The sequence below is a fragment of the Pandoraea sp. PE-S2R-1 genome (assembly GCF_002179865.1).
In the GTDB taxonomy this organism is placed as follows: Bacteria; Pseudomonadota; Gammaproteobacteria; order Burkholderiales; family Burkholderiaceae; genus Pandoraea.
On the sequence record NZ_NGUR01000015.1, the window covers coordinates 424,325 to 445,146 of the forward strand.

The 20,822-nt window shown below is 63.4% G+C and carries 19 protein-coding genes; 10 read left to right on the forward strand and 9 right to left on the reverse strand.

Annotated elements, in window-relative coordinates; translation table 11 throughout:
• Window positions 1–47 precede the first annotated feature (47 nt).
• Entirely contained in the window at window positions 48–944 is an 897-nt protein-coding gene (locus CDV44_RS19320) for a LysR substrate-binding domain-containing protein (RefSeq protein WP_087689742.1), read from the reverse strand.
• A gap of 179 nt (window positions 945–1,123) precedes the next feature.
• On the opposite strand from CDV44_RS19320, the gene yfcF reads away from it, so the two are divergent.
• Window positions 1,124–1,801: a glutathione transferase gene (gene yfcF, locus CDV44_RS19325; protein ID WP_249277627.1), complete on the forward strand. Its 678-nt coding sequence runs from the start codon at window positions 1,124–1,126 to the stop codon at window positions 1,799–1,801.
• A 27-nt stretch (window positions 1,802–1,828) separates the two neighbouring features.
• Here yfcF and CDV44_RS19330 read toward each other — a convergent pair whose 3' ends face one another.
• Window positions 1,829–2,182 (reverse strand): hypothetical protein, encoded by a 354-nt coding sequence (locus CDV44_RS19330; protein WP_087689744.1) that lies wholly within the window; start codon window positions 2,180–2,182, stop codon window positions 1,829–1,831.
• A 442-nt stretch (window positions 2,183–2,624) separates the two neighbouring features.
• On the opposite strand from CDV44_RS19330, the gene CDV44_RS19335 reads away from it, so the two are divergent.
• Window positions 2,625–3,722 carry a branched-chain amino acid aminotransferase gene (locus CDV44_RS19335; protein ID WP_058377224.1) on the forward strand — a complete coding sequence of 366 codons (1,098 nt, stop codon included), beginning with the start codon at window positions 2,625–2,627 and terminating at the stop codon, window positions 3,720–3,722.
• Window positions 3,723–3,895: 173 nt separating this feature from the next.
• Window positions 3,896–4,543, forward strand: coding sequence for a YitT family protein (locus CDV44_RS19340; protein ID WP_087689746.1), 648 nt, complete (start codon window positions 3,896–3,898; stop codon window positions 4,541–4,543).
• Here CDV44_RS19340 and CDV44_RS19345 read toward each other — a convergent pair.
• The gene (locus CDV44_RS19345; RefSeq protein WP_087689748.1) at window positions 4,528–5,427 is read right to left on the reverse strand and encodes a LysR substrate-binding domain-containing protein; all 900 of its coding nucleotides are present in this window, start codon (window positions 5,425–5,427) and stop codon (window positions 4,528–4,530) included. The two genes, CDV44_RS19340 and CDV44_RS19345, sit on opposite strands and share 16 nt — an antisense overlap.
• A 181-nt stretch (window positions 5,428–5,608) precedes the next feature.
• On the opposite strand from CDV44_RS19345, the gene CDV44_RS19350 reads away from it, so the two are divergent.
• The 3 genes from CDV44_RS19350 (at window position 5,609) to CDV44_RS19360 (ending at window position 9,633) form a co-directional block, all read left to right on the forward strand.
• Window positions 5,609–6,634 (forward strand): DUF1338 domain-containing protein, encoded by a 1,026-nt coding sequence (locus tag CDV44_RS19350; protein WP_087689750.1) that lies wholly within the window; start codon window positions 5,609–5,611, stop codon window positions 6,632–6,634.
• 102 nt (window positions 6,635–6,736) lie between these two features.
• The gene (locus tag CDV44_RS19355) at window positions 6,737–8,236 is read left to right on the forward strand and encodes an aldehyde dehydrogenase family protein (RefSeq protein ID WP_087689752.1); all 1,500 of its coding nucleotides are present in this window, start codon (window positions 6,737–6,739) and stop codon (window positions 8,234–8,236) included.
• Window positions 8,237–8,427: 191 nt separating this feature from the next.
• Window positions 8,428–9,633 carry a PLP-dependent aminotransferase family protein gene (locus CDV44_RS19360; RefSeq protein WP_087689754.1) on the forward strand — a complete coding sequence of 402 codons (1,206 nt, stop codon included), beginning with the start codon at window positions 8,428–8,430 and terminating at the stop codon, window positions 9,631–9,633.
• Between the two features lie 345 nt (window positions 9,634–9,978).
• Here CDV44_RS19360 and CDV44_RS19365 read toward each other — a convergent pair whose 3' ends face one another.
• Window positions 9,979–11,433, reverse strand: coding sequence for a 2-hydroxymuconic semialdehyde dehydrogenase (locus CDV44_RS19365; protein ID WP_087689756.1), 1,455 nt, complete (start codon window positions 11,431–11,433; stop codon window positions 9,979–9,981).
• Window positions 11,434–11,637: 204 nt separating this feature from the next.
• Here CDV44_RS19365 and CDV44_RS19370 point away from each other — a divergent pair, with 204 nt between their 5' ends.
• Window positions 11,638–12,417: a GntR family transcriptional regulator gene (locus CDV44_RS19370; protein WP_087689757.1), complete on the forward strand. Its 780-nt coding sequence runs from the start codon at window positions 11,638–11,640 to the stop codon at window positions 12,415–12,417.
• Here the strand turns inward: CDV44_RS19370 and CDV44_RS19375 are convergent.
• The 3 genes from CDV44_RS19375 to CDV44_RS19385 form a co-directional block, all read right to left on the reverse strand.
• The gene (locus tag CDV44_RS19375) at window positions 12,347–13,513 is read right to left on the reverse strand and encodes a M20 aminoacylase family protein (protein ID WP_087689759.1); all 1,167 of its coding nucleotides are present in this window, start codon (window positions 13,511–13,513) and stop codon (window positions 12,347–12,349) included. The genes CDV44_RS19370 and CDV44_RS19375 overlap by 71 nt on opposite strands.
• 70 nt (window positions 13,514–13,583) lie before the next feature.
• A complete protein-coding gene (locus CDV44_RS19380; RefSeq protein ID WP_087689761.1) occupies window positions 13,584–14,819 on the reverse strand; it encodes a diaminopropionate ammonia-lyase in 1,236 nt (411 codons plus the stop codon).
• A gap of 61 nt (window positions 14,820–14,880) precedes the next feature.
• Window positions 14,881–16,188, reverse strand: a complete 1,308-nt coding sequence (locus CDV44_RS19385; RefSeq protein ID WP_170936043.1) for a Zn-dependent hydrolase — start codon at window positions 16,186–16,188, stop codon at window positions 14,881–14,883.
• A gap of 171 nt (window positions 16,189–16,359) precedes the next feature.
• On the opposite strand from CDV44_RS19385, the gene CDV44_RS19390 reads away from it, so the two are divergent.
• Window positions 16,360–16,833: an Lrp/AsnC family transcriptional regulator gene (locus CDV44_RS19390; RefSeq protein ID WP_087690749.1), complete on the forward strand. Its 474-nt coding sequence runs from the start codon at window positions 16,360–16,362 to the stop codon at window positions 16,831–16,833.
• A 21-nt stretch (window positions 16,834–16,854) separates the two neighbouring features.
• Here the strand turns inward: CDV44_RS19390 and CDV44_RS19395 are convergent, their stop codons facing one another.
• Window positions 16,855–17,820, reverse strand: coding sequence for a GlxA family transcriptional regulator (locus CDV44_RS19395; RefSeq protein WP_087689763.1), 966 nt, complete (start codon window positions 17,818–17,820; stop codon window positions 16,855–16,857).
• Between the two features lie 124 nt (window positions 17,821–17,944).
• On the opposite strand from CDV44_RS19395, the gene CDV44_RS19400 reads away from it, so the two are divergent.
• On the forward strand, window positions 17,945–18,886 hold the full coding sequence (locus tag CDV44_RS19400; RefSeq protein ID WP_087689765.1) for a PLP-dependent cysteine synthase family protein: 942 nt from the start codon (window positions 17,945–17,947) through the stop codon (window positions 18,884–18,886).
• 21 nt (window positions 18,887–18,907) lie between these two features.
• On the opposite strand, the gene CDV44_RS19405 is transcribed toward CDV44_RS19400, so the two are convergent.
• Window positions 18,908–19,879 carry a helix-turn-helix domain-containing GNAT family N-acetyltransferase gene (locus CDV44_RS19405; RefSeq protein WP_087689767.1) on the reverse strand — a complete coding sequence of 324 codons (972 nt, stop codon included), beginning with the start codon at window positions 19,877–19,879 and terminating at the stop codon, window positions 18,908–18,910.
• A 230-nt stretch (window positions 19,880–20,109) separates the two neighbouring features.
• Between CDV44_RS19405 and CDV44_RS19410 the strand changes: the two genes are divergently transcribed.
• Window positions 20,110–20,814, forward strand: coding sequence for a response regulator transcription factor (locus CDV44_RS19410; RefSeq protein ID WP_087689769.1), 705 nt, complete (start codon window positions 20,110–20,112; stop codon window positions 20,812–20,814).
• Window positions 20,815–20,822 lie beyond the last annotated feature (8 nt).

A 20,822-nucleotide genomic window follows, 5' to 3' on the forward strand; every position in this document is an offset into this window, starting at 1 on the left:
CGCAGCGCGTTCGTGGTATTTGCGTGCGCGTTGCCTGTATTTCTGTCTCAGTACCCGCTCGCGGTGACAGCGGCGCGCAGGCGCGCGATCACTTCGAGCACTTCGGGGCGTTTCTCTCGTTTGGACGTCACGATGTTGTAGCGCAGCGGACACTCGACTTCCACGTCCGACACCCGTACAAGCCGGCTTCGCGTGAGCCACGCGTCGGCGAGCGGCGTGCGTGCCAAGGCGATCCCCAGTCCGGCCTCGGCCGCAGCGAGCACTACTGTGTAATCTTCGAAGCGACGGTCGCGCGCACGCGGGCGCAGTGTGACGCCCTGTGCCGCACACCACGCACGCCACCCGGTGAGGTCGGAGTCATGCAGTAACGGGAATGCCAGCAGGTCAGCCGCACTTGTGCCCTTGAGGCGCGCGGCAATCTCGGGCGATGCCAACGGGTAGAGCGTCTCGGGCAGCAACGGCTCCCAATCGACGTTGGCCCATGCGCCGCGCCCGTAGCGAATCGCGACGTCCACTTCGCCCGCCCCCACATCAGCGTTGCGATGCTCGGTGGTCACCTGAATATCGATGAACGGTTTACCCTTTTCGAGCGAGCCCAGACGGTCGAGCAACCACAGCTTGGCGAACGACGGCACGACGCTCAACCGCACCGCCGGGGCCTTGCGCGACTGATGCCATTGATCGGCCGCGGCATCGATCACGTCGAACGCATGTTCGACGCGGCCAAGAAATCGCTGGCCGTCGCATGTCAGGCTCACCCCGCGCGCGTGCCGCTCGAAAAGCATGCAACCGAGCCAGTTTTCAACGGCGCTCACTCGCCGGCTGATCGCGCCGTGCGTGAGACCGCTCGCGTCGGCGGCTACGCTGAACGAACCGTGCCGCGCAACGAGGCAGACGGTTTCGAGATTGGCCAACGGTGGACGGGCGCGCGGCGTTACGTTCATGGGGGACGTTCTTAGATGTGAATCTGGCTCACAGCTTGCTATCGAATAGTGCAGTAGCTTATCACCCTGCCGGTACGGCAACATAGACGCTTGCAGGGAATGTTTGCCCTGCGAATTTCGCCGTCGCGCCCGATTGCAAGCGGTTGCGCGGCGGCCATCTTTTCCGTCAGGAGTCCATCGTGTCAGCCGCCCCGATCACCCCCTTCATCCTTTACGCAGACGCACAGTTCGCCAGCCCCTACGCGTTGTCGGTCTTCGTCACATTGCGCGAAAAGGGTCTGCCGTTTGAGCTGCGCACCGTCGATCTCGCGCTCGGGGCCAATCACGAAAGCGGGTTTGCCGGCCTGTCGATCACGCGTCGCGTGCCCACGCTGGTCCACGGCGACTTCACGTTGTCGGAATCGTCGGCCATCACCGAGTATCTGGAAACGATCTCGCCCGCCGTTCCCGTGTATCCGGCGGACGTGCGCGAACTCGCCCGCGCCCGTCAGGTGCAGGCGTGGTTGCGCAGCGATCTGGCGGTGTTGCGTCAGGAGCGCTCGACAGAGGTCATTTATTACGGCCCGACGGATCAGCCGCTCTCAGACGCCGGCTATGCCGCCGCGAGCAAGCTCATCGCCATTGCGCAGAGCCTGCTGCCCGACGGCCGGATGTCGCTGTTTGACAAGTGGTGTATTGCCGATGTGGATCTCGCGTTGATGCTCAACCGGCTGATCTACAACGACGATGTGGTGCCGAGCGAGTTGGCCGAGTACGCCCGCCTTCAGTTCACCCGGCCGGCTGTGCAGGAATGGATTGCCATGGCGCGTCCGCCGCGTCCGGGCGATGAGGGGTATGTGGCCGACAAGGCGGCCTGATTCAGGCCATCGGTCCGTGGCCGGCGCTCAGGCCGCGTCCATCGACAGGCGCTGCCCGTGGATGTTGATGTGGAACAGCACGAGCAGGCGGTGCGGGCAGTCGTCGCGAACGGCGACGCTGGCGCCGCCTTGCTCGATGTCCTGCCTGGCGTGATGACTGTTAAGCGCCGCTTGAAATGCCACACCAGCGAGCGAGCGGGCCGCGAAAATCAGCAGCACGAGCGAGCCGGCCATCGACAGGCGGAAGTCAGTGGTACCAAAGATGCTTTGCGGCACGTCGAACACCAGCATGGCGATCACTACGCAGGCGTCGATGCAGGTGGCTCCCAGCGAAGCCACGAGCAGATAGGCGCGCAACATCCGAATCGTTGACGATTGCATGTGTCTCCTCTCCCATTGCTCACATCAGACAGCAGCACTGGATGGTGCTCGCTGCCCGGAAGTGCCTGAAAGTGCTCGCCAGCGCGCGCAGATGACGTGCGCAACTTGTGGCACTTCAAGCATGATCCGCTCCTGATGTTAAATGTCGAGCGTCGTCCGGCTCATGACCGAAACGTTTTTTTACACACTGTTACCGTACGTCGTTACCGTCTCATGTTAGACGGCCCTTCGGCAACGATCCGCTAAATTTCGCGATTTTCTTGCGAATAACCACCAAATTGCGACAGTTTCCAGCGTCTGACTGGCGAGAAGCCCGCCGAGACGCGCCGGACGGTGAATTCAGTCGACAGGCAGGCCCCGAAAGGGGGAAAATATCGCCACCTTGCCGTTAACGTTAACGGCATAGACGCCCAAGCCAACTCTGCCGAGACACTGAAGAAACATGAGCGCTGACAACCAACTGCGTTTTGTCGTGGAGCCGCACGCCAACCCCACCCCCGCCGACCAGATCGCCGCCAAGCTGGCCAACCCGGTGTTCGGCCGTGTATTTACCGATCACATGGTCACGATCCGCTGGACCGAAGGCACGGGCTGGCATGACGCCAAGGTCGAAGCGCGCCGTCCGTTCGAGATCGATCCGGCTTGCGCCGTGCTGCACTACGCGCAGGAAATCTTCGAAGGCATGAAGGCCTACCGTGGCGAAGACGGCAAGATTTCGTTGTTCCGCCCGCAGGCAAACGCCAAGCGTTTCCGCGATTCGGCCCAGCGCATGTCGATGGCCGAACTGCCCGAAGCCGTGTTTCTGGAAGCCGTGGAAAAGCTGGTCGACATCGACCGCGCATGGATCCCGGGCACCGAAGGCAGCAGCCTGTATATCCGCCCGTTCATGTTTGCCTCGGAAAGCTTCCTTGGCGTGCGCGCATCGCATGAGTACATCTTCTGCGTGATCGCGTGCCCGGTCGGCCCGTACTTCAAGCCCGGCAAGTCGGCCGTGACCGTGTGGGTGTCGGACCAGTACACGCGTGCGGCCCCCGGCGGCACCGGTGCGGCCAAGTGCGGTGGCAACTACGCCGCCAGCCTGATCGCCCAGACCGAAGCCAGCGGCAAGGGTTGCGATCAGGTCGTCTTCCTCGACGCTGCCGAGCATCGCTGGATCGAAGAGTTGGGCGGCATGAACGTGTTCTTCGTGATGGACGACGGATCGCTGCAAACGCCGCCGCTCTCCGGCACGATTCTGCCGGGCATTACGCGCGCCTCGATCATCGAACTGGCTCGCCGCAATGGCATGACCGTCAACGAAGCGCCGTACGAATTCGCGCAATGGCAGGCTGACGCCGCCAGCGGCCGTGTGAAGGAAACCTTTGCGTGCGGTACGGCAGCGGTGGTGACGGCCATTGGCCAGATCAAGCATGCCAAGGGCGAGTTCAACATCGGTGACGGTGGCGAAGGCCCGGTGACCAAGCGCATTCGTGACGAACTCACGGGCATTCAGCGTGGCAAAGTGGCCGATCCGTTGGGCTGGGTCCACCACGTTGCCTGATCACGCGTTATAGGGTTATGGCGTTATTGGCGTGATAGATTCAACTGACGTTCAAACATAACAGGCAGTCAAGCTGCGCGTCGCCAGAGACAGCGACGCGGGAAAGTACCGGCGGCGCGTTACGACACCAGGAGAGTCGGACGCGCCGTCTTGTTGTTCCTGACTTTAAGATCATGAAACACGAATCGGGCGCCGTATCTGGCGTCATGGCGGCCACCGACACAATCGGCGTGCCGCACTCCGTGCTTGAAGACATCTACGCGATGATCATCGGCATGGCATTTGTGGTGGTCGGTCTGGTGCTGCTCAAGGCTGCCGGGTTGGTCACCGGCGGCGTGGCAGGCATCGCGCTGCTCGCCTCTTATATCTTTCCGCTACCGGTGGGCACCATCTTTACGCTGGTGAACATTCCGTTCTTCCTGTTCGCGTACTTCACGATGGGGCCCGGCTTCGCGCTCAAGTCGACGATCGCGAGCTTCGGCATCACCTTCGCCCTCGCGGCCATGCCGCAGACCCTGCACGTCGCGTTCGTCAATCCGCTGTTTGCCGCGTTTGTCGGCGGCACGCTGTGCGGCATGGGCATCCTCGCGCTGGCACGTCATGGCGCAGGTGTGGGCGGTACCGGCATCGTCACGCTCTGGCTGCAACGCCGTCGTGGCATCAACGCCGGCATCTCGCAGGTGTGCATCGATGCGACCATCCTGCTGGTATCCACCGCCACGATTCCGCTCGGACGCGTGGGCTGGTCGGCCCTGTCAGCCGTTGCCATGAGCGCCATGGTCGTGGCGTGGCATCGCCCGGGTCGCTACACCGGACGGTAAGCGCTCGCTTGGGTCAGCAGCCATTGGCGGAACACCGTCAGTGGCTGACCATGCGTGAGTTCCGTCGGATAGACGAGGTAGTAGGCCGATTCGGCCACGCTTTTCACCTCGAACGGAATCGTGAGGTCCAGCGCCCCTAGCTGGGCTTCGACGAAAAACTTCGGCACCAGCGCGATCCCCAATCCGGCCGCAGCACCTGCGATCAGCATCGTATGCAGTTCGTAGCGCAGCCCTTGCACCGTGCGGTTGTCTTCAATGTGTTGCTCGGCAAACCAGCGTGTCCACGCCGAGGGACGCGTGGTCGAGTGCAGCAGCGGGTATTGCATCAGATCGGCTGCCGTATGCACCGGCCCCCGCAGCAATGACGGGCGGCACACCGGCACCACCTCTTCCCCGAACAGATAATCCGACGACGTGCCCGGCCACGTTGGCTGGCCAAAGTGAATGGCCGCCTCGAAGTGCGTCTCGTCAAACGTGAACAGGTCCGTGTGCACGCCCATGTTCACGCGCACGTCCGGATGGCGCTCGTTGAAGTCCTTCATGCGCGGAATCAACCACTCCGAGGCGAACGTCGGCAGCACCGCCAGCTCCAGATAGCCCCCGCCACTGCCGTGCGCCATGATCGACAACGTGTCTCGATCCAACTGCTCCAATGTGCGGCGCACCTGCGTGCTGTACAGACGCCCGGCGCGCGTGAGCACCACGCGTTGCTTCGCCCGGACGAACAGACGCACCCCGAGTTGAGTCTCCAGCGTGGCGATCTGCCGGGACACCGCACTTTCCGTCAGAAACAGCTCGCGGGCCGCGTGGGTAAAGCTTTCGTGGCGCGCGGCGGCCTCGAAAGCCAGCAGCGCGCCCGTGCTCGGGGTTCTGAACTTGCGCATGTTGATTCCAAAAACGCATCAAGTGGCAATTTTATCTCGCTTTACGCGCGTGTCATCCCTTTCAATAATGCTGTCACTGCAAGAAGGCGCGAGGTGACACGCTCCGCGCGCCTGCCCCGACACCCTGCGGCGCTGCCTGACATCAAAAAAGCGACAGCGCCCTACCCTGCGAGACATTCCGATGCGCAATGCCAATGTGCAGTCGTTACTGGTTTCCCTGCTGGGAGAAGCGCGTACCGACGCGCTTTTTGCCACGCTCAACTCGCCGTCGATTCTGGCGGTGTACGAGCCGGGTCAGGTCACCCGTGCCGAACTGGCACAGGCCATGAACATGGCCTTGTTCGAAGGCTTGCTGGCGCGCTCCCAGAACGGCCGCACTTACACCGAAGAAGCCATCGGCAATGGCGGCAGCGTCTATCTCGACCATGGCGCGTTGCGTACCGTGCGTTGGGCCAGCAATGGCGCGTTGCCGCCGGGCGAAGCTGCGTTCACGCGGATTCTGCGCCCGCTCGGCTTCCGCCCGAACGGCCGTTATCCGCTGGACCGGCTCGGCATGACCGGCCGCGCCTACGCCCACGAAGATGCACCCGAAGAGATTTCGCAGTTCTTCGTAAGCGAGCTGCACCCCGAGCGCTTCTCCGAGGGGTTCCAGCAAGCCGTCTCGAACGTCGTGGGCACATCGAAAGATCCGCTTACGCCGGCCGCCGTCGGCCAACTGTGGGAACTGGAACGCGACGGCACGCTGCCGCTCGAAACGGCGCAGGCATTGCTGCCCGTCATCGTGGGCGCGTTTGCCCGTCAGCATGACGTGCCGAGCGAGGCCGACTACGATGCGTTGCTGGCCGAGTCGGCCGAGATGGCGTGGATTGCCACCGAGGGCAACGCCTTCAACCATGCGACCGACCGTGTCGACGACGTCTTCGCGCTGTCCGACGCCGAGAAAGCGAAGGGCCGTCCGATGAAGCCGGAAGTCGAGCGTTCGCGTTCGGGCCGTGTGTTCCAGACGGCGTATCGTGCCGACGTGGTGCGCCGCGAATTCCGCGCGGCCAACGGCGAGATCGTCACGCGCGACGTGCCGGGCTCGTTCTACGAATTCATTACCCGTCGTCGCGAGTACGACAACACCAAGCACTGCTGGAAGATCGACCTGCGTTTTGACGCGGGGAATGCGCAGGGCATCTTCAAGATGACCGCCAACGCCAAATGACCGTGCGGCGCGGCATATGCGTCGCGACGGGCGCACAATAAGCCCGTCTGACGCCCGCCGCGTCCATTGCCTGCTACCACCGGATTACATAGGGATCTCAACGTGAACGCCACCTCCATCCTCAACGAACTGGGTATTGCCAAGCTGGCCGAGACCGGCGACATCGCCGTGCATTCGCCGATCGACGGCGCCCTCATCGGTCGCGTGGCCAGCGCCAGCGTGAGCGACGCGCAAGCCGCACTTGCCCGCGCCCATACCGCATTTACCGCCTGGCGCAACGTGCCGGCCCCGCGCCGCGGCGAGCTGGTTCGTCTGCTCGGCGAAAAGCTGCGCGAACGCAAGCAGGCGCTTGGCGCACTGGTCACGCTCGAAGCCGGCAAGATCCTGCAAGAGGGTCTGGGCGAAGTGCAGGAAATGATCGACATCTGCGACTTCGCCGTCGGCCTGTCGCGTCAGTTGTACGGCCTGACCATCGCCTCGGAGCGTCCGGGCCACCGCATGGCTGAAACGTGGCATCCGCTGGGTGTTTGCACCGTAATTTCCGCATTCAACTTCCCTGTGGCCGTGTGGTCGTGGAATGCTGCGCTGGCCCTCGTGTGCGGCAATGCCGTCGTGTGGAAGCCGTCGGAAAAGACCCCGCTGACCGCGCTGGCCGTCAACAAGTTGATGGAAGAAGTCATTGCCGAGTTCGGCGACGCCCCGGAAGGCTTGACCGCACTGATCATCGGCGGTCGCGACGTGGGTGAAGCACTCGTGGCCGATCCGCGATCCGCCATCGTGAGCGCGACCGGCAGCACCGAGATGGGCCGCAAGGTTGGCGTAGAAGTCGCGCGCCGCTTCGGCCGTTCGATTCTTGAACTGGGCGGCAACAACGCCGGCATCGTGACCGGCAGCGCCGACATGGAACTGGCCTTGCGCGGCATCGTCTTCTCCGCCGTCGGTACGGCAGGTCAGCGTTGCACCACGCTGCGCCGCCTGTTCGTGCATGAGAGCGTGTACGACAAGACCGTCGATCGCCTGAAGAGCCTGTACAGCAAAGTATCGATCGGCAACCCGCTCGAGCGTGGCACGCTGATGGGCCCGCTGATCGACGAGGGTGCCTTCCAGCGCATGCAGGGCGCGCTCGACATGGCACGTGCGCAGGGTGGCAAGGTGACCGGCGGCGAGCGTCATGCCGTGGCGGGTGCCGAGAAGGGCTTCTACGTGAAGCCGGCCATCGTCGAGATGTCGTCGCAGACCGACGTCGTGTTGACCGAAACCTTCGCGCCGATTCTGTACGTGCTCAAGTACAGCGATTTCAACCAAGCCATCGATGGCAACAATGCGTCGTCGCATGGTTTGTCGTCGTGCGTGTTCACCACCGACCTGCGCGAGGCTGAGCGTTTCACGTCGTCGGCGGGTAGCGATTGCGGCATTGCCAACGTCAACATTGGCCCGAGCGGCGCAGAAATTGGCGGCGCGTTCGGTGGCGAGAAAGAAACCGGCGGCGGTCGCGAGTCGGGTTCCGATGCATGGAAGGGTTACATGCGCCGTGCCACCAACACCGTCAACTACTCTTCCGCCCTGCCGCTCGCGCAAGGCATCGACTTCTCGATCGAGTGATATCGCCTTAAGGCGTGCCCGGCATCATGGTCTCCCACGAGCCATCTGCCGGGTGCGCCGCGAATCTTGCAAGCGTCTGCCCGCCGCTGTCGGCGGGTAGCGTTTGCCACCTCCCGAATCGCATTCTCGCGTCACACGTTCTGCACGCTGCACGCGCTCCACGCTCCCACGCTTTCGATAGCGAGGCCCACATGTACGCCTTCACTTCTCCGTTTGCCAACCCGGCCGGCTCGCCTATTCGCGAGTTGTTCAAGTACTTGTCCGAGCCGGGCATGATTTCCTTCGCGGGCGGCTATCCGGCCAGCGACCTGTTCGACGTCGAAGGGTTGGCGGCAGCGCAGGCGCGCGCCTTCGCGCAGCCGACGCGTTGCCTGCAATATGGGCCGACCGACGGCTTGGCCGAACTCAAGACCCAGATCATCGCGTTGATGGCGACGCGTGGTGCGCGTTGCGCGAGCGACGAGTTGTTGGTCACAACCGGTTCGCAGCAAGGGCTGGATTTACTGCTGCGCGTACTGGTAGCGCCGGGCGACGTGGTGGTGACCGAGCAACCGGCGTATCCGGCGACATTGCAGGCGTTGCGACTTCAGCAGGCGCAGGTCGTCACCGTGCCGGTCGATGCAAGCGGTCTGGACGTCGGCTATCTCGAAGCGCTTTTGCGTGACGGAAAGATTGCCACGCCCAAACTGCTGTACACCGTGCCCACGTTTGCCAACCCTACGGGCGCGACGCTTTCGCGCGAACGGCGTGTGGGGTTGTTGAAGCTGGCGGCGGAATATCACTTCATCGTGGTCGAGGACGATCCGTACGGCGATTTGCGGTTTGCGGGCGAGGCACTGCCCACGTTACTGGAGTTGACGGATGAGGTGCCGGGTTCACGCGAATGGCTGGTGCACTTTTCGAGCTTGTCGAAAATCGTGGCACCGGGGTTGCGGGTGGGTTGGACGATAGCGCCGCCGGAGATTGCGCGGCGATGTGTAGTGGCAAAGCAGACGGTGGATTTGTGCAGCGTGCCGTGGACGCAAGCGGTGGCGGCCGAGTATTTGGCCGACGGTGCACTGGAGCGGCATTTGCCGAGCATCAAGTTGGCGTACAAGCGCAAGTGCGATGCGATGTGCGAGGCGCTGGGGACGTTGTTGGGTGACGAGATCCAGTTCCATGCACCGGAGGGCGGGATGTTCGTTTGGGCGCGACTGGCGGCGGTCAAGACGAGCGAGTTGTTGCCGCATGCGATCGCAGAGAAGGTGTTGTTCGTCCCGGGCACTGCGTTCTACGCAGAAGATGCCGATGCGGCGTCGTTGCGCTTGTCGTTCGCGGCACCCGGCGTCGATGCGATCGAAGAGGGAGTGAAGCGATTGCAGCGCGCGATGCAAGCCGTGGGGAAGAGGCAGGAATAAGGCACGTGCACCAAGGGTTGCAACGAATCGTGGGAGTGGAAACGAGTCGGCGGCGCATCCGAGCATTTGCTGATGCGAAGTGACGCAAATGGTCGGATGTGGCGACGACCGACCGGGAGCGCGAGCCTGCGGGGCGGGAGGCGTTGCCTGGGTGGCGAGACGTAGGGATGGGTTGCGACGAAAAGGTGGGGGATGACGAGCCGTCGGTGCGCTACCCGTTTTCCAAAGCGAATTACGTGGAGCGACGAAAACGGGTAGCGCACCGACGGCCGACCACAGGAGTGGAAAGCAGGTCCGCGCCGGAGCAGACCGACGCGGTGTGAGCCATTCACAAACTACGGTAAATCAAAGCTTCACACAGACATTCCGAAGCTCGGTGTAGAACTCAAGCGAGTGCACGCCGCCTTCGCGTCCGATGCCGGATTGTTTAGCGCCCCCGAAGGCGGTGCGGAGGTCACGCAGGAACCATGCATTGATCCAGCACACGCCCACTTCCAGCGCAGCGCCCATGCGGTGCGCCCGGCTGACATCCGTCGTCCAGACCGTGGCAGCAAGGCCGTACGGCGTAGCGTTTGCCATCGCGATGACTTCGTCTTCCGTATCGAACGGAGCGATATGGCAGCACGGGCCGAAGATTTCTTCGCGGATCACTGAGGCGGTTTCGGGCAGTCCAGTCCAAATCGTCGGCTGCACCCAAGCCCCGTCTTTCATCGCAGCGGGCATATCGGGCACGCCGCCGCCGGTCACCACCGTCGCGCCTTCCTCGCGGGCTTTCGCGTAGTAGGACAACACCTTCTCGCGATGCACCTGCGAGACGAGCGGGCCGAAATTAGTCCCTTCCGCGTACGGATCACCGATCTTCAGCGATTCCGCACGTTCCTTCAGCGCGGCGACGAAGCGATCGAAAATCGGCCGCTGCACGTAGACGCGTTCCGTTCCCAGACAGACCTGTCCGCTGTTGTCGAAGCTCGAGCGCGTGATACCCGCCACCGCCTTATCGAAGTCCGCATCGGCAAACACGATGCCCGGATTCTTGCCGCCCAGTTCGAACGACACCGGACGCACGCCATTCGCGGCGGCCTTCATGATCGCTTCGCCCGTACGGGTTTCGCCCGTGAAGGTGATGCCATTCACCCCCGGATGCTCCGTCAGGAATGCCCCTGCCGACTCGGGACCAAAGCCGTGCACCACGTTGTAGACCCCCGCCGGCACTCCGACTTCGTTCATCACTTCGCCCAGCAGCGTGGCCGTCGCGGGCGTTTCCTCCGATGGCTTCACCACTACCGTGTTGCCGAAGGCCAGCGCCGGGCCGACCTTCCACGTCATCAACAGCAGCGGCAGATTCCACGGACACACCACCGCGATCACCCCGCGCGGCGTGCGCACGCCGTAGTTCAGCGCGTTGCCGCCATCCGGCGTCACCATCGCGAACGACTCCGTCGGCACGTTCTTGATCATGTCCGCGAACACCTTGAAGTTCGCGGCACCGCGCGGAATGTCCAGATGGCTCGCCAGACCGTGCGGCTTGCCCGTATCCGCAATTTCAGCGGCCAGAAAGTCGTCGAAACGGCGGTTGATTCCGTCCGCCACGGCATGCAGCAGTTCAACCCGTTGGGCCACCGTCATCTTTCCCCAAGGGCCTTGCAGCGCGGCGTGAGCGGCACGCACGGCGGCGTCCACCTCCGTGCGGCCGGCCTCATGCACCCGGCCGATCAGGCTGTTGTCCACCGGGTTGCGGCTCTCGAACGTGCGGGCGCTCGACACCCACTCGCCGTTGATGAAGTTCTGGAAGTCTTTCATGTCTCGCTCTCGATTTATCTGGGAATGACGGCCATCGGGCATGCCGATGCGACATGGCCACACGATAAATCGCGCCCCGAACCCTCGTCAATATTTTCTCGAGAATTTTTATTTATCTCGATTATTTTGTCGTTTTGCGACAATTTTCATCAAACTGCCTATAATCGCGAAACTCGATCAAACCCACGATCACCGAAAGCCCCCATGCTCAGTAACGCCAGCTCGCCCACCCAGACCGCCGACGCCACGCTCGCGCAAAGCGCTTACCTGCGACTGCGCAGCGACATCGTCGACGGCGTGCTGATGCCGGGCGAAAAGCTGCGGGTCGAGCATCTGAAGGATCGGTATGCGGTGGGGGCCGGCACCCTGCGCGAAGCACTGGCGTTGCTGGTCGCCGATGCGCTCGTGGTGCAGCAGGGACATCGGGGGTTTCGGGTAACGCCGATCTCGCTGGCCGATTTCATCGACATCACCGAGACACGGGTGCAGTTGGAGACGGAGGCGTTGCGCCAGTCCATCACACTCGGCGACGACACGTGGGAAGCGAATCTGACGAGCGCGTTTCACCTGCTCACGCTGGCAGAAGAACGTTTGGCCAGTGGTGCAGTGGGCGGAAGTGCTGGTGCGGAAGCCTTCGCGCAGTGGGAAGAACGCAATCGCGCGTTCCATGAAGTGCTGATCGCCGCGTGTCCGTCACGCTGGCTGCATCACTTTCTCGCAATTCTGTACCGGCAGTCAGAGCGCTACCGCCGTCTGTCCATCACGCACCAGCCGGTGCCCCGCGATGTGCATGAGGAACATCAGGCCATCTTCGATGCGTGCCTCGCGCGCGATGCGGTCAAGGCGTCCGCGTATCTCGCCGCTCACATCCGCAAGACGCTCGAAGCCGTGCGAGAACTGCCCGACGCCGTCATCAACGCGGCAAACTCTCCCGCACAATCTGCGCGAAATACTTCGCCCCTAGCGGCAGAATCGCGTCGTTGAAGTCGTAGCAGGCGTTGTGCAGCGGAATCGCGCCGGGTTCATCGCGCGTGCCGTTGCCGATAAACGCGAAGTTGCCCGGCAGATGTTGCAAGAACACCCCGAAGTCTTCCGACGCCATCACGGGCGCGATGTTCGCCTCGACCATCGCGTCGCCCGCCACCGCCCGCGCGGCGCGCACCGCAACGTCAGTGTTCGCCTGCCAGTTCATCGTCGGCGCAAACTCGTGCGTGTACTCGAACTCGCACTGCGCACCGTGCATCGCACAGATCCCCATGCATATGTCACGCATGCGAGTCTCCAACAAGCGCTGCACGTCGGGCGTGTAGCTGCGTGTGTCACCCTTGATCACGACGTTCGTCGGAATCGCGTTGCGAATACCGTCGGTGATGAATTCCGTACACGACACCACCGCCGACTCGCCCGGGTCCACGCTACGCGACACCACCGTTTGCAGCGCCACCACGATTTCGGCACCGATCACCAGCGGATCGATCCCCATGTGCGGCCGCGCCGCGTGGGTGCCCTTGCCGCGAATCCGAATCACGAAGTTGTCTTCGCTCGCCATGATGCCGCCCACGCGCGTGGCAATCTGCCCCGCCGGGATGCCCGGCATGTTGTGCACCCCGTAAATCGCATCGATGGGAAAGCGCGTCAGCAGCCCGTCGGCAATCATGGCCTTCGCGCCACGGCCATGCTCCTCCGCCGGCTGAAAAATAAAGCGCACCGTGCCGTTGAAGTCGCGTGACTCACATAACAACTTCGCGGCACCCAGCACCATCGACATATGGCCGTCGTGTCCGCAAGCGTGCATCTTGCCCGCCACCTGCGACGCGTGACCGCGCCCGGGCGCCTGCTCATTGATGAGCAACGCGTCCATGTCCGCGCGAATGCCGATCGCCCCCGGTCCGTCGCCGACGTTGAGACTCGCCACGACACCCGTGCCGCCGACGCCGCGATGCACGTCCAGCCCGAAGCTTTCCAGAATCGTGGCCACTGTCTGCGACGTTCTGAGTTCTTCGAAACCCGTCTCCGGGAGACGATGGAACGCATGCCGCCAGTCGGTCAGTGCCTTCGCGAAATAGGTGTCCTGCGTCATCTTCGGTCTCTCACAATGTCAATGTGCCGGTGCGGCCGCGGTTAGCGGTGATAGCGGTGATAGCGGCGATTCAGCGCGACACCCACGCGCGTTGACGCGACAACACCTCGTCCGCCGTCTCGCCCACGAGTTCAGCGTAGACCGACGGTGCCGTAGCGCCCTCGGTGTTGATCAGCAACACTCGCGAAGCACCGTTCAACCCGATCGCCGACGCCCACGCCGGTGATGCTGCTGCCGCCATCAACCCGGCAAGACCCGCCACGCCCGACTCACCGGCAACAAACGGCACATCGTTCGCGCTACCCTGCGCAAGACGCCGCATCGCATCCACGGCCTGCGCATCGGTCACCGTCATGAATGCATCGACCGAAGATTGCAGAAAGCGCCACGCCAGCGGCGACGTCTCACCACAGGCTAACCCCGCCATCACCGAATCGACGGTGCCGGTCGCCTGCGCCGCTCGCCCGGCCATCGCGCTCTGATACAAACAATCGGCTTGCTCCGGCTCAACCACAACGAACGTCGGACGGTTTGCGCCCCACTGCTCCCACAAGTAGCTCGCAACCCCTGCGGCCAGCCCACCCACGCCGCCTTGAAGAAACACGTGAGTGATAGACGAAGCGTGATCCTCGCGCTGCGAATGTTCGCGCGCCAGCGTCTCGACAACCTCAGCAGCGATGGTGCCATAGCCTTGCATCACATCACGTGGGATCTCTTCGTAGCCGTCGTAAGACGTGTCCGAAACCACGTGCCAGCCATTGCGCTGTGCGAGCGCCGCCGCCTCGGTCACCGACGCGTCGTAGTTGCCAGCGATGCGCACGATCTGCGCGCCATACGCGGCAATCGCTTGCTCGCGCTCTTCGCTCACGTGCGCATGCAGCACGATCACGCAACGGCAGCCAACACGCTTGGCCGCAGCGGCCAGCGCGCGGCCGTGATTCCCATCGGTCGCGCTGATCGCCGTGAAGCCCGCGAGCGCCTCGCGATGCTCACCGGCAAACAAGGCCGGTGCCGTGAAGCCCTTGCCCTCGAAGGTCCGCAGAATCAATCGCACGAGGGCAATTGGCGCACCCAGCGCTTTAAAGCTCCCAAGCGCCGAGCGCAACGCTTCATCCTTCACCAGCACGCTCTGCACGCCCAACGACGCCGCCAGGTCAGGCAATTCGCGCAACGGCGTGCTGCCCGCGTGCAGACCGTCCCATTGCATGAGCCATTCGCGGCTTTGGCCCGCACGGGCGATGCTCATGATGTTCTGAAGTTCGGCAGGATACGACGAGCGCGACGCCCGGGGATTCACGTAAAGCATGGGGGGACTCCGGTATTTCAATAGTGGGGGCAGCGATGCAAAGCCCTGACGCGACGCTCGCTCAACCGAGCGACAAGACACCCAGCCGTTGCGCGACCACGTCGAGCAGCACTTCGGCCCCGCTGACCAGTTGTGCGTCGTCGGTATGCTCGCGCGGGTTGTGGCTGATGCCGCCGCGGCTCGGCACGAAGATCATCGCGGCGGGGGCAATACGCGAAATCATCTGCGCATCGTGCCCCGCGCCCGAGGTCATCCGCTTGTACGACAGGCCCCGCTTCTCGGTGCAGGCGGCGATGACATCCGCCAGTGCTGCGTCGAACACGACAGGCGAGAAGCGTGCGAAACGCTCCGTCGTGACACGCACGCCTTCTTCCTGCGCGATTTGCGTCAGGAACTCGGCTAGTCGCGCCTCGCCAGCGGCCAGACGCTGCTCGTCCGGGTCTCGCATATCGACCGTGAACACGGCCTTGCGCGGGATCACGTTGATCACGCCCGGCGACAGTTGCAACGTGCCGACCGTGGCGAGCGTCGTGCCCGAGTCGCGTGCGATGCGGCGCAATTCTGTCACCACGGCCGCAGCCACATAACCCGCATCGTGTCGCAGATGCGTGGGCGTCGTGCCTGCGTGATTGGCGTTGCCGTCAATGGTGATCTGCTGCCACGAAATGCCTTGCAGGTTTTCCACCACGCCGATGGCCAGACCCTCCGCTTCCAGAATCGGCCCCTGCTCGATGTGAAGTTCGAGATATTCATGCGGCACCAGCGTTCCCGGTGCCATGTCACCTGCGTAGCCTATGCGCGCCAACTCGTCGCCGAGCCGTGCACCATCAGTGCCGATCGCGTCCAACGCTTCGTCGAGCGAGAACCCGCCCGCATGGACCAGCGAGCCCATCATGTCGGGGTGGAAGCGCGCGCCTTCCTCATTGGTGAACGCCACCACCGTGATCGGGCGCGACGGCACCATGCCCGCCTCGCGGAACGCCCGCGCAACGGCCAGTCCGCCGAGCACACCGTAGCAACCGTCGAGGGCACCGGCATTGACGACGGTGTCGATATGCGAGCCCATCATGAGCGGGCGCAGCGCCTTGCCCTCGGCATCCGTCGCGTCGGACGGCAGCGTGCCGAAGATGTTGCCGATGCGGTCGACCTGAATGTCGAGATCGAGCTCGCGCATCCACGCGACGACCTGATCGCGGCCCGCCTTCTCGGCGTCGGTGAGGGCCACACGGGTGCGGCCGCCGTTGACCGGGTCCGCACCGATCTCGCCCAGTGCGCGCAGTTGTTGCAGCAACAGGGGCCCGTTAAGACGGAGCGGGGAAATCAGGGAGGTCGCGGAACCGGCGGAGGAAGTGTGTTCGTTGTCGGACATGAGACGGTGGAGTTGTGGTCCTGCGTGTGACGTGAGCGCCGTGATAACGCGCCCCTGTGCAAGTGGCGAGTTACCGCTGGCGGAGTATCATCGGATGCCCTGAATAATATTCCGGACTACGCGTACGATTCGCGCGTTTTTGCGTATCCAATCGAATTTTTATTGCGCACCATGCCCCTCGACAGCTACGACATCGCCCTGCTCGCCGCGATTCAGCAAGACTCGACGACACCGCAGCATGCCCTCGGCGCACAAGTGAACCTGTCGTCCGCCGCCGTCAACCGCCGATTGAAGAAGCTCGCCGACGAGGGCGTGACGCGCAAGACCGTGTCGCTGATCGACCCGGCGCGCGTGGGATATCCGCTCACGATCATCACCGAGATCGAAGTCGAGAACGAACGGCTCGACCTGCTCGATGCCATGCGGCGCAGCTTTCTCGCGTGCCCGCAGGTGCAGCAGTGCTACTACGTCGCTGGCGAGTGCGACTTCGTGGTGATCATGGTCGTGCGGGACATGGCGCAGTACACCGAACTCACGCGTGCGCTCTTCTTCGAGACCAACAACGTGAAACGCTTCAAGACGCTCGTGTCCATGAGCAACGTGAAGGTCGGTCTGGAAGTGCCGATGGACGGACTGAGCGGCTGAGCTCACTTCAAGTCGACCGCATCACCGCATTTCCGCGCGAAGCTCGCGCACGCCACGTCCCAGCTTGCGACGCAGCAGCGTGCGCAACGTCGCCGAATCGGCGTAGCCCACTTCGGTCGCAATCGTCTCGAGATCGCAGCCGGTAGAGACGAGATGCTGCGCGCGTTCGATACGCAAGTCCTGAAAAAACGCCAGCGGCGATTTGCCGAGCACCGCCTCGGTACGGCGCTGCAACGTACGCGGTCCGACGGCCAGCGCACGGGCCGCGTCCTGAAGCGAAAAACCCGCTGAGAGATGCTCGCGCGCCCAGCGCTCGAACTTCGCAATCAACGGGTCGGCATTGGCCAGAAAGTCGGGAATCACATATCTGGCCTGCGACGAGCGCGTGTCGATCAGCATCAGACGCGCGACCAGCGCGGCCAACTCGGGGCTCGCCTGCCGCACCAGCCAGAGCGCCAGATCGAGGTGCCCCATCATCGCGCCGGCCGTCACGATCCGGTCGGATGCCACCAGCATTTTCGAATCGTCGAGATCGACCGCCGGGTATCGCTGCCGGAAGAACGGCGCCAACGACCACGTTGTCGTCGCCGTGCGCTGATTCAGCAAGCCGGTTTCCGCGAGCAGGAACGTGCCGATACACGCGGCGGCGATGCCGCTATTCCCCACGTCGTGCCAGCGCCGGATATGTCCGACAGCATCCCGCACGTCGGCGCGCGCCAACGCTTCGGCCAGCGGGTCGGGTTGCTTGGTGTTGAGCGCCGGCACGACGACCCAGTCCGCCTGATGCAGGGCGTTCGCCGACGCCACCGGCAGCGAGAACCCCAATGCCGTGCGAATGTTTCTGCGCACGCCCACGACGTGGACGTCGAACGGCGGCGTCGGAAAACCCTGCATGGCCGCGAGTTCGTTGGCGGTGGAGAACGTATCCATCAACACCGTCAGCCCCGTGTCGAATACGCCGTCGAGCGCAAGAATGGCAAGTTTCATGTCGCAAATGACTCGAATAATGTCATTCCCGACTATAGTTTGCGTCGCCATCCGGGTCTAGACTTTGTTGTGACGCGGCCCTGACGGCCGCCCCTGAAAGACACGAGACCCGCGAGCGCCCCCCATGAATGCTTCCCCGACGTCCATCCTCGACACCATCGGCAACACCCCGCTATTGCCGCTTCGGCATGTCTTGGCCGCCAACGGCGCACGAATCCTGCTGAAACTCGAAACGCAGAACCCGACCGGCAGCATGAAAGACCGTATGGCGCTGGCGATGATCGAAGCCCCCGAGTCTGACGGACGCCTGCCGCCCGGCGGTGCCGTCGTGGAATACACCGGTGGCAGCACGGGCGTCTCGCTGGCGCTCATCTGTGCGGTGAAGAAGCACCCGCTGCATATCGTGACGTCCGACGCGTTTTCGAAGGAAAAGCTCGACCACATGCGGTTGCTCGGCGCCAGGCTCACGCTGATTCCGAGTGACAACGGCAAGCAGACGGCACGGCTGACGAAGGACATGATTCGTGAAGCCCATCGCATCGCCGACGAGACGGGCGCGTATCTCACGGCGCAGATGGAAAACACCGATCAGTTGCACGCGTACACGTTGATGGCCGACGAAATCTGGACGCAGACCGGTGGCCGTATCGATGGCTTCGTGCAGAGTGTGGGCACCGCCGCGTCGTTGCGCGGTATCGCCGAAACGCTGCGTCAGCGCGATGCGAACATTCGGATGGTGGCCGTGGAGCCAGCCGAGTCGGCGGTGTTGTCGGGCGGCCCGTCCGGTGCGCACAAGATCGACGGTATCGGTGCGGGCTATGTGGTGCCGCTCTGGCGCGACGATATTGCGAACGGCATCGAGCGCGTCACGACCGACGAGGCCAAAGCCATGGCGTTTCGACTGGCCGCCGAGGAAGGGCTGTTCTGTGGCACGTCCACGGGTGCGAATGTGACGGCAGCGCTACGCCTTGCCGAGCGGCTCGGCCCCGATGCGACCGTCGTCACCATCATGTGCGATACAGGCATGAAGTATCTGAAGACGTTTGCCGAACATCTGACGCCATAAACACTTGGGGCGCGGCGACTCTTACTTGCTGCGCATGCGCGTGAACCGCTGCTCGGTAACCTCGGTTCCCCACTGCGCGCCCGTCGACTCGGCGGCCAGTTCAAAGCCGAACGAATCGTAGAGATGGCGCGCAGCGTCGAGCCCCTTGAACGTCCACAGATAAGTCTCGCGAAAGCGCTCGTCGACGAACTGCATGGCGTGCGACATCAACTGCCGTCCGATACCTGTCCCACGCAAAGAATCGTCCACGATGAACCAACGCAAATGCGCCACGCCGGTAGCGAAATCGCCGTCGATGGCGAGCGATGCCAGCGTGCGGCCCTGCTCGACGCAAAGCCAAATTGCCTTGCCCTCGGCAGGCAACGACCCGGCAAATTCCGCCAGTTCCGTGGCGACCTTCTTCTCGAAGAACACGCCGAAGCCCCAGTGCTCCGCGTAAAACCGAGCGTGCAGACTCGCGATATCGCCAATGCAGCCGGGCACGTAGCCTTGCTGTACTGACGGCCCCTCGGCGCTCATGCCGGTCGACTTCGCCACGTTGTCGAGCGCCAGTGCGTCGGCATACAGCGCCAGCGAGCGAATCAACGCCTGCTGATCGGCCGGCACCAGACGCCGCAGCGCGTTGGAGACCTGATCGGTCGCAAACCGGTCGATCCGCTTGCGCAGCGCCTGCCCGGCCGGGGTCAGTTGCAGCGCGTACGTCCGGGCGTCGTCCTTCGACGCCACACGGGTGACGAGCCCGCAAGCTTCCAACTTGGCGAGTTGCCGGCTGGTGTTCGACTTGTCGAGCCGCAGCAGACCGCCCAGATCCTTCGCGCTGACGCCCGGGTTTGCGCCAATCTCGATGACCGCATGGACGGCCGACGGCGCCAGATCGCTGTCGGCCAGCGTCGTGCGCATGAAGCCAAGCTCGCGCACCAGCTTGCGCGAAAACTCCCGCAGTTCGAGAATCGTGGCGTCTCGCGAGCCAGCGTTCAGGTCGGTGATATCCATGGCACGGGGCAGATTGGCTGCATTAGTTGCGCTTCGCAACAATATAGTTGCATAGTGCAACTTATGCAAGGCGGAAATTTACCGGATCGCTAGCGCGATGCGCTCATTTGCGCCGTCGCGTTTGATGGAGAATTGTCGCGTTTTGTCGACACGCCGTCGCAACGCGCGAGAAGCCACTAAACTGCTGGCCGAAGCTGCCTTCTCTCCCCCCGTTCGTTGCCATCTCGAAAATGCCCACCAGGATCCTTCTCGTCGAAGACGACGCGCGCCTTTCAGCCCTGGTCGCCGGCTATCTGCAAAAGCATGGCTATCAGGTCGATACCGTGCTCGACGGGGCCCGCGCGGTGCAGGCGATCATCAAACGCCGTCCCGATCTGGTCATCCTCGACGTGAACCTGCCCGGCAAAGACGGGTTTCAGGTGTGCCGAGAAGCGCGCGAGCATTACGACGGTATCGTCATCATGGTGACCGCGCGCGACGAGGAGTTCGACGAAGTACTCGGACTGGAACTGGGTGCCGACGATTACGTGCACAAGCCGGTGCAGCCCCGCGTGCTGCTCGCACGGATCAAGGCGCAACTGCGCCGCAACGTGCAGCGGCCCTCATCGGCGGCGCAGCCGGAATCGATCACCTTCGGCAAGTTCAGGATCGACCGTGGCAACCGCACGGTGACGCTGCCCGATGGCACCACCCCGGATCTGACCTCGGCGGAGTTCGACCTGCTGTGGGCGTTGGCGCGCTCTGCCGGGCAGGTGGTCACGCGAGACGATCTGGTGCGGCAACTGCGCGGCGTCGAATTCGACGGGGTTGACCGCTCGGTCGACGGTGGCATTTACAAGCTGCGCCGCAAGCTGGGCGACGACACCACGCCGCCCCAGCGCATTCTGACCGTGCGCGGCAAAGGCTATCAGCTCAACAAATCGGATTGGGACTGAGTCGCGCG

Coding starts and splice junctions, on each gene's coding strand:
- CDV44_RS19345 (WP_087689748.1), bottom strand. CDS start 5,427: ATGCGCAAGTTCAGAACCCCGAGCACGGGCGCGCTGCTGGCTTTCGAG.
- CDV44_RS19365 (WP_087689756.1), bottom strand. CDS start 11,433: ATGAAAGACTTCCAGAACTTCATCAACGGCGAGTGGGTGTCGAGCGCC.
- CDV44_RS19390 (WP_087690749.1), top strand. CDS start 16,360: ATGCCCCTCGACAGCTACGACATCGCCCTGCTCGCCGCGATTCAGCAA.
- CDV44_RS19340 (WP_087689746.1), top strand. CDS start 3,896: ATGAAACACGAATCGGGCGCCGTATCTGGCGTCATGGCGGCCACCGAC.
- CDV44_RS19410 (WP_087689769.1), top strand. CDS start 20,110: ATGCCCACCAGGATCCTTCTCGTCGAAGACGACGCGCGCCTTTCAGCC.
- CDV44_RS19405 (WP_087689767.1), bottom strand. CDS start 19,879: ATGGATATCACCGACCTGAACGCTGGCTCGCGAGACGCCACGATTCTC.
- CDV44_RS19330 (WP_087689744.1), bottom strand. CDS start 2,182: ATGCAATCGTCAACGATTCGGATGTTGCGCGCCTATCTGCTCGTGGCT.
- CDV44_RS19335 (WP_058377224.1), top strand. CDS start 2,625: ATGAGCGCTGACAACCAACTGCGTTTTGTCGTGGAGCCGCACGCCAAC.
- CDV44_RS19385 (WP_170936043.1), bottom strand. CDS start 16,188: ATGTCCGACAACGAACACACTTCCTCCGCCGGTTCCGCGACCTCCCTG.
- CDV44_RS19400 (WP_087689765.1), top strand. CDS start 17,945: ATGAATGCTTCCCCGACGTCCATCCTCGACACCATCGGCAACACCCCG.
- CDV44_RS19375 (WP_087689759.1), bottom strand. CDS start 13,513: ATGACGCAGGACACCTATTTCGCGAAGGCACTGACCGACTGGCGGCAT.
- CDV44_RS19360 (WP_087689754.1), top strand. CDS start 8,428: ATGTACGCCTTCACTTCTCCGTTTGCCAACCCGGCCGGCTCGCCTATT.
- CDV44_RS19350 (WP_087689750.1), top strand. CDS start 5,609: ATGCGCAATGCCAATGTGCAGTCGTTACTGGTTTCCCTGCTGGGAGAA.
- CDV44_RS19380 (WP_087689761.1), bottom strand. CDS start 14,819: ATGCTTTACGTGAATCCCCGGGCGTCGCGCTCGTCGTATCCTGCCGAA.
- CDV44_RS19370 (WP_087689757.1), top strand. CDS start 11,638: ATGCTCAGTAACGCCAGCTCGCCCACCCAGACCGCCGACGCCACGCTC.
- CDV44_RS19395 (WP_087689763.1), bottom strand. CDS start 17,820: ATGAAACTTGCCATTCTTGCGCTCGACGGCGTATTCGACACGGGGCTG.
- CDV44_RS19320 (WP_087689742.1), bottom strand. CDS start 944: ATGAACGTAACGCCGCGCGCCCGTCCACCGTTGGCCAATCTCGAAACC.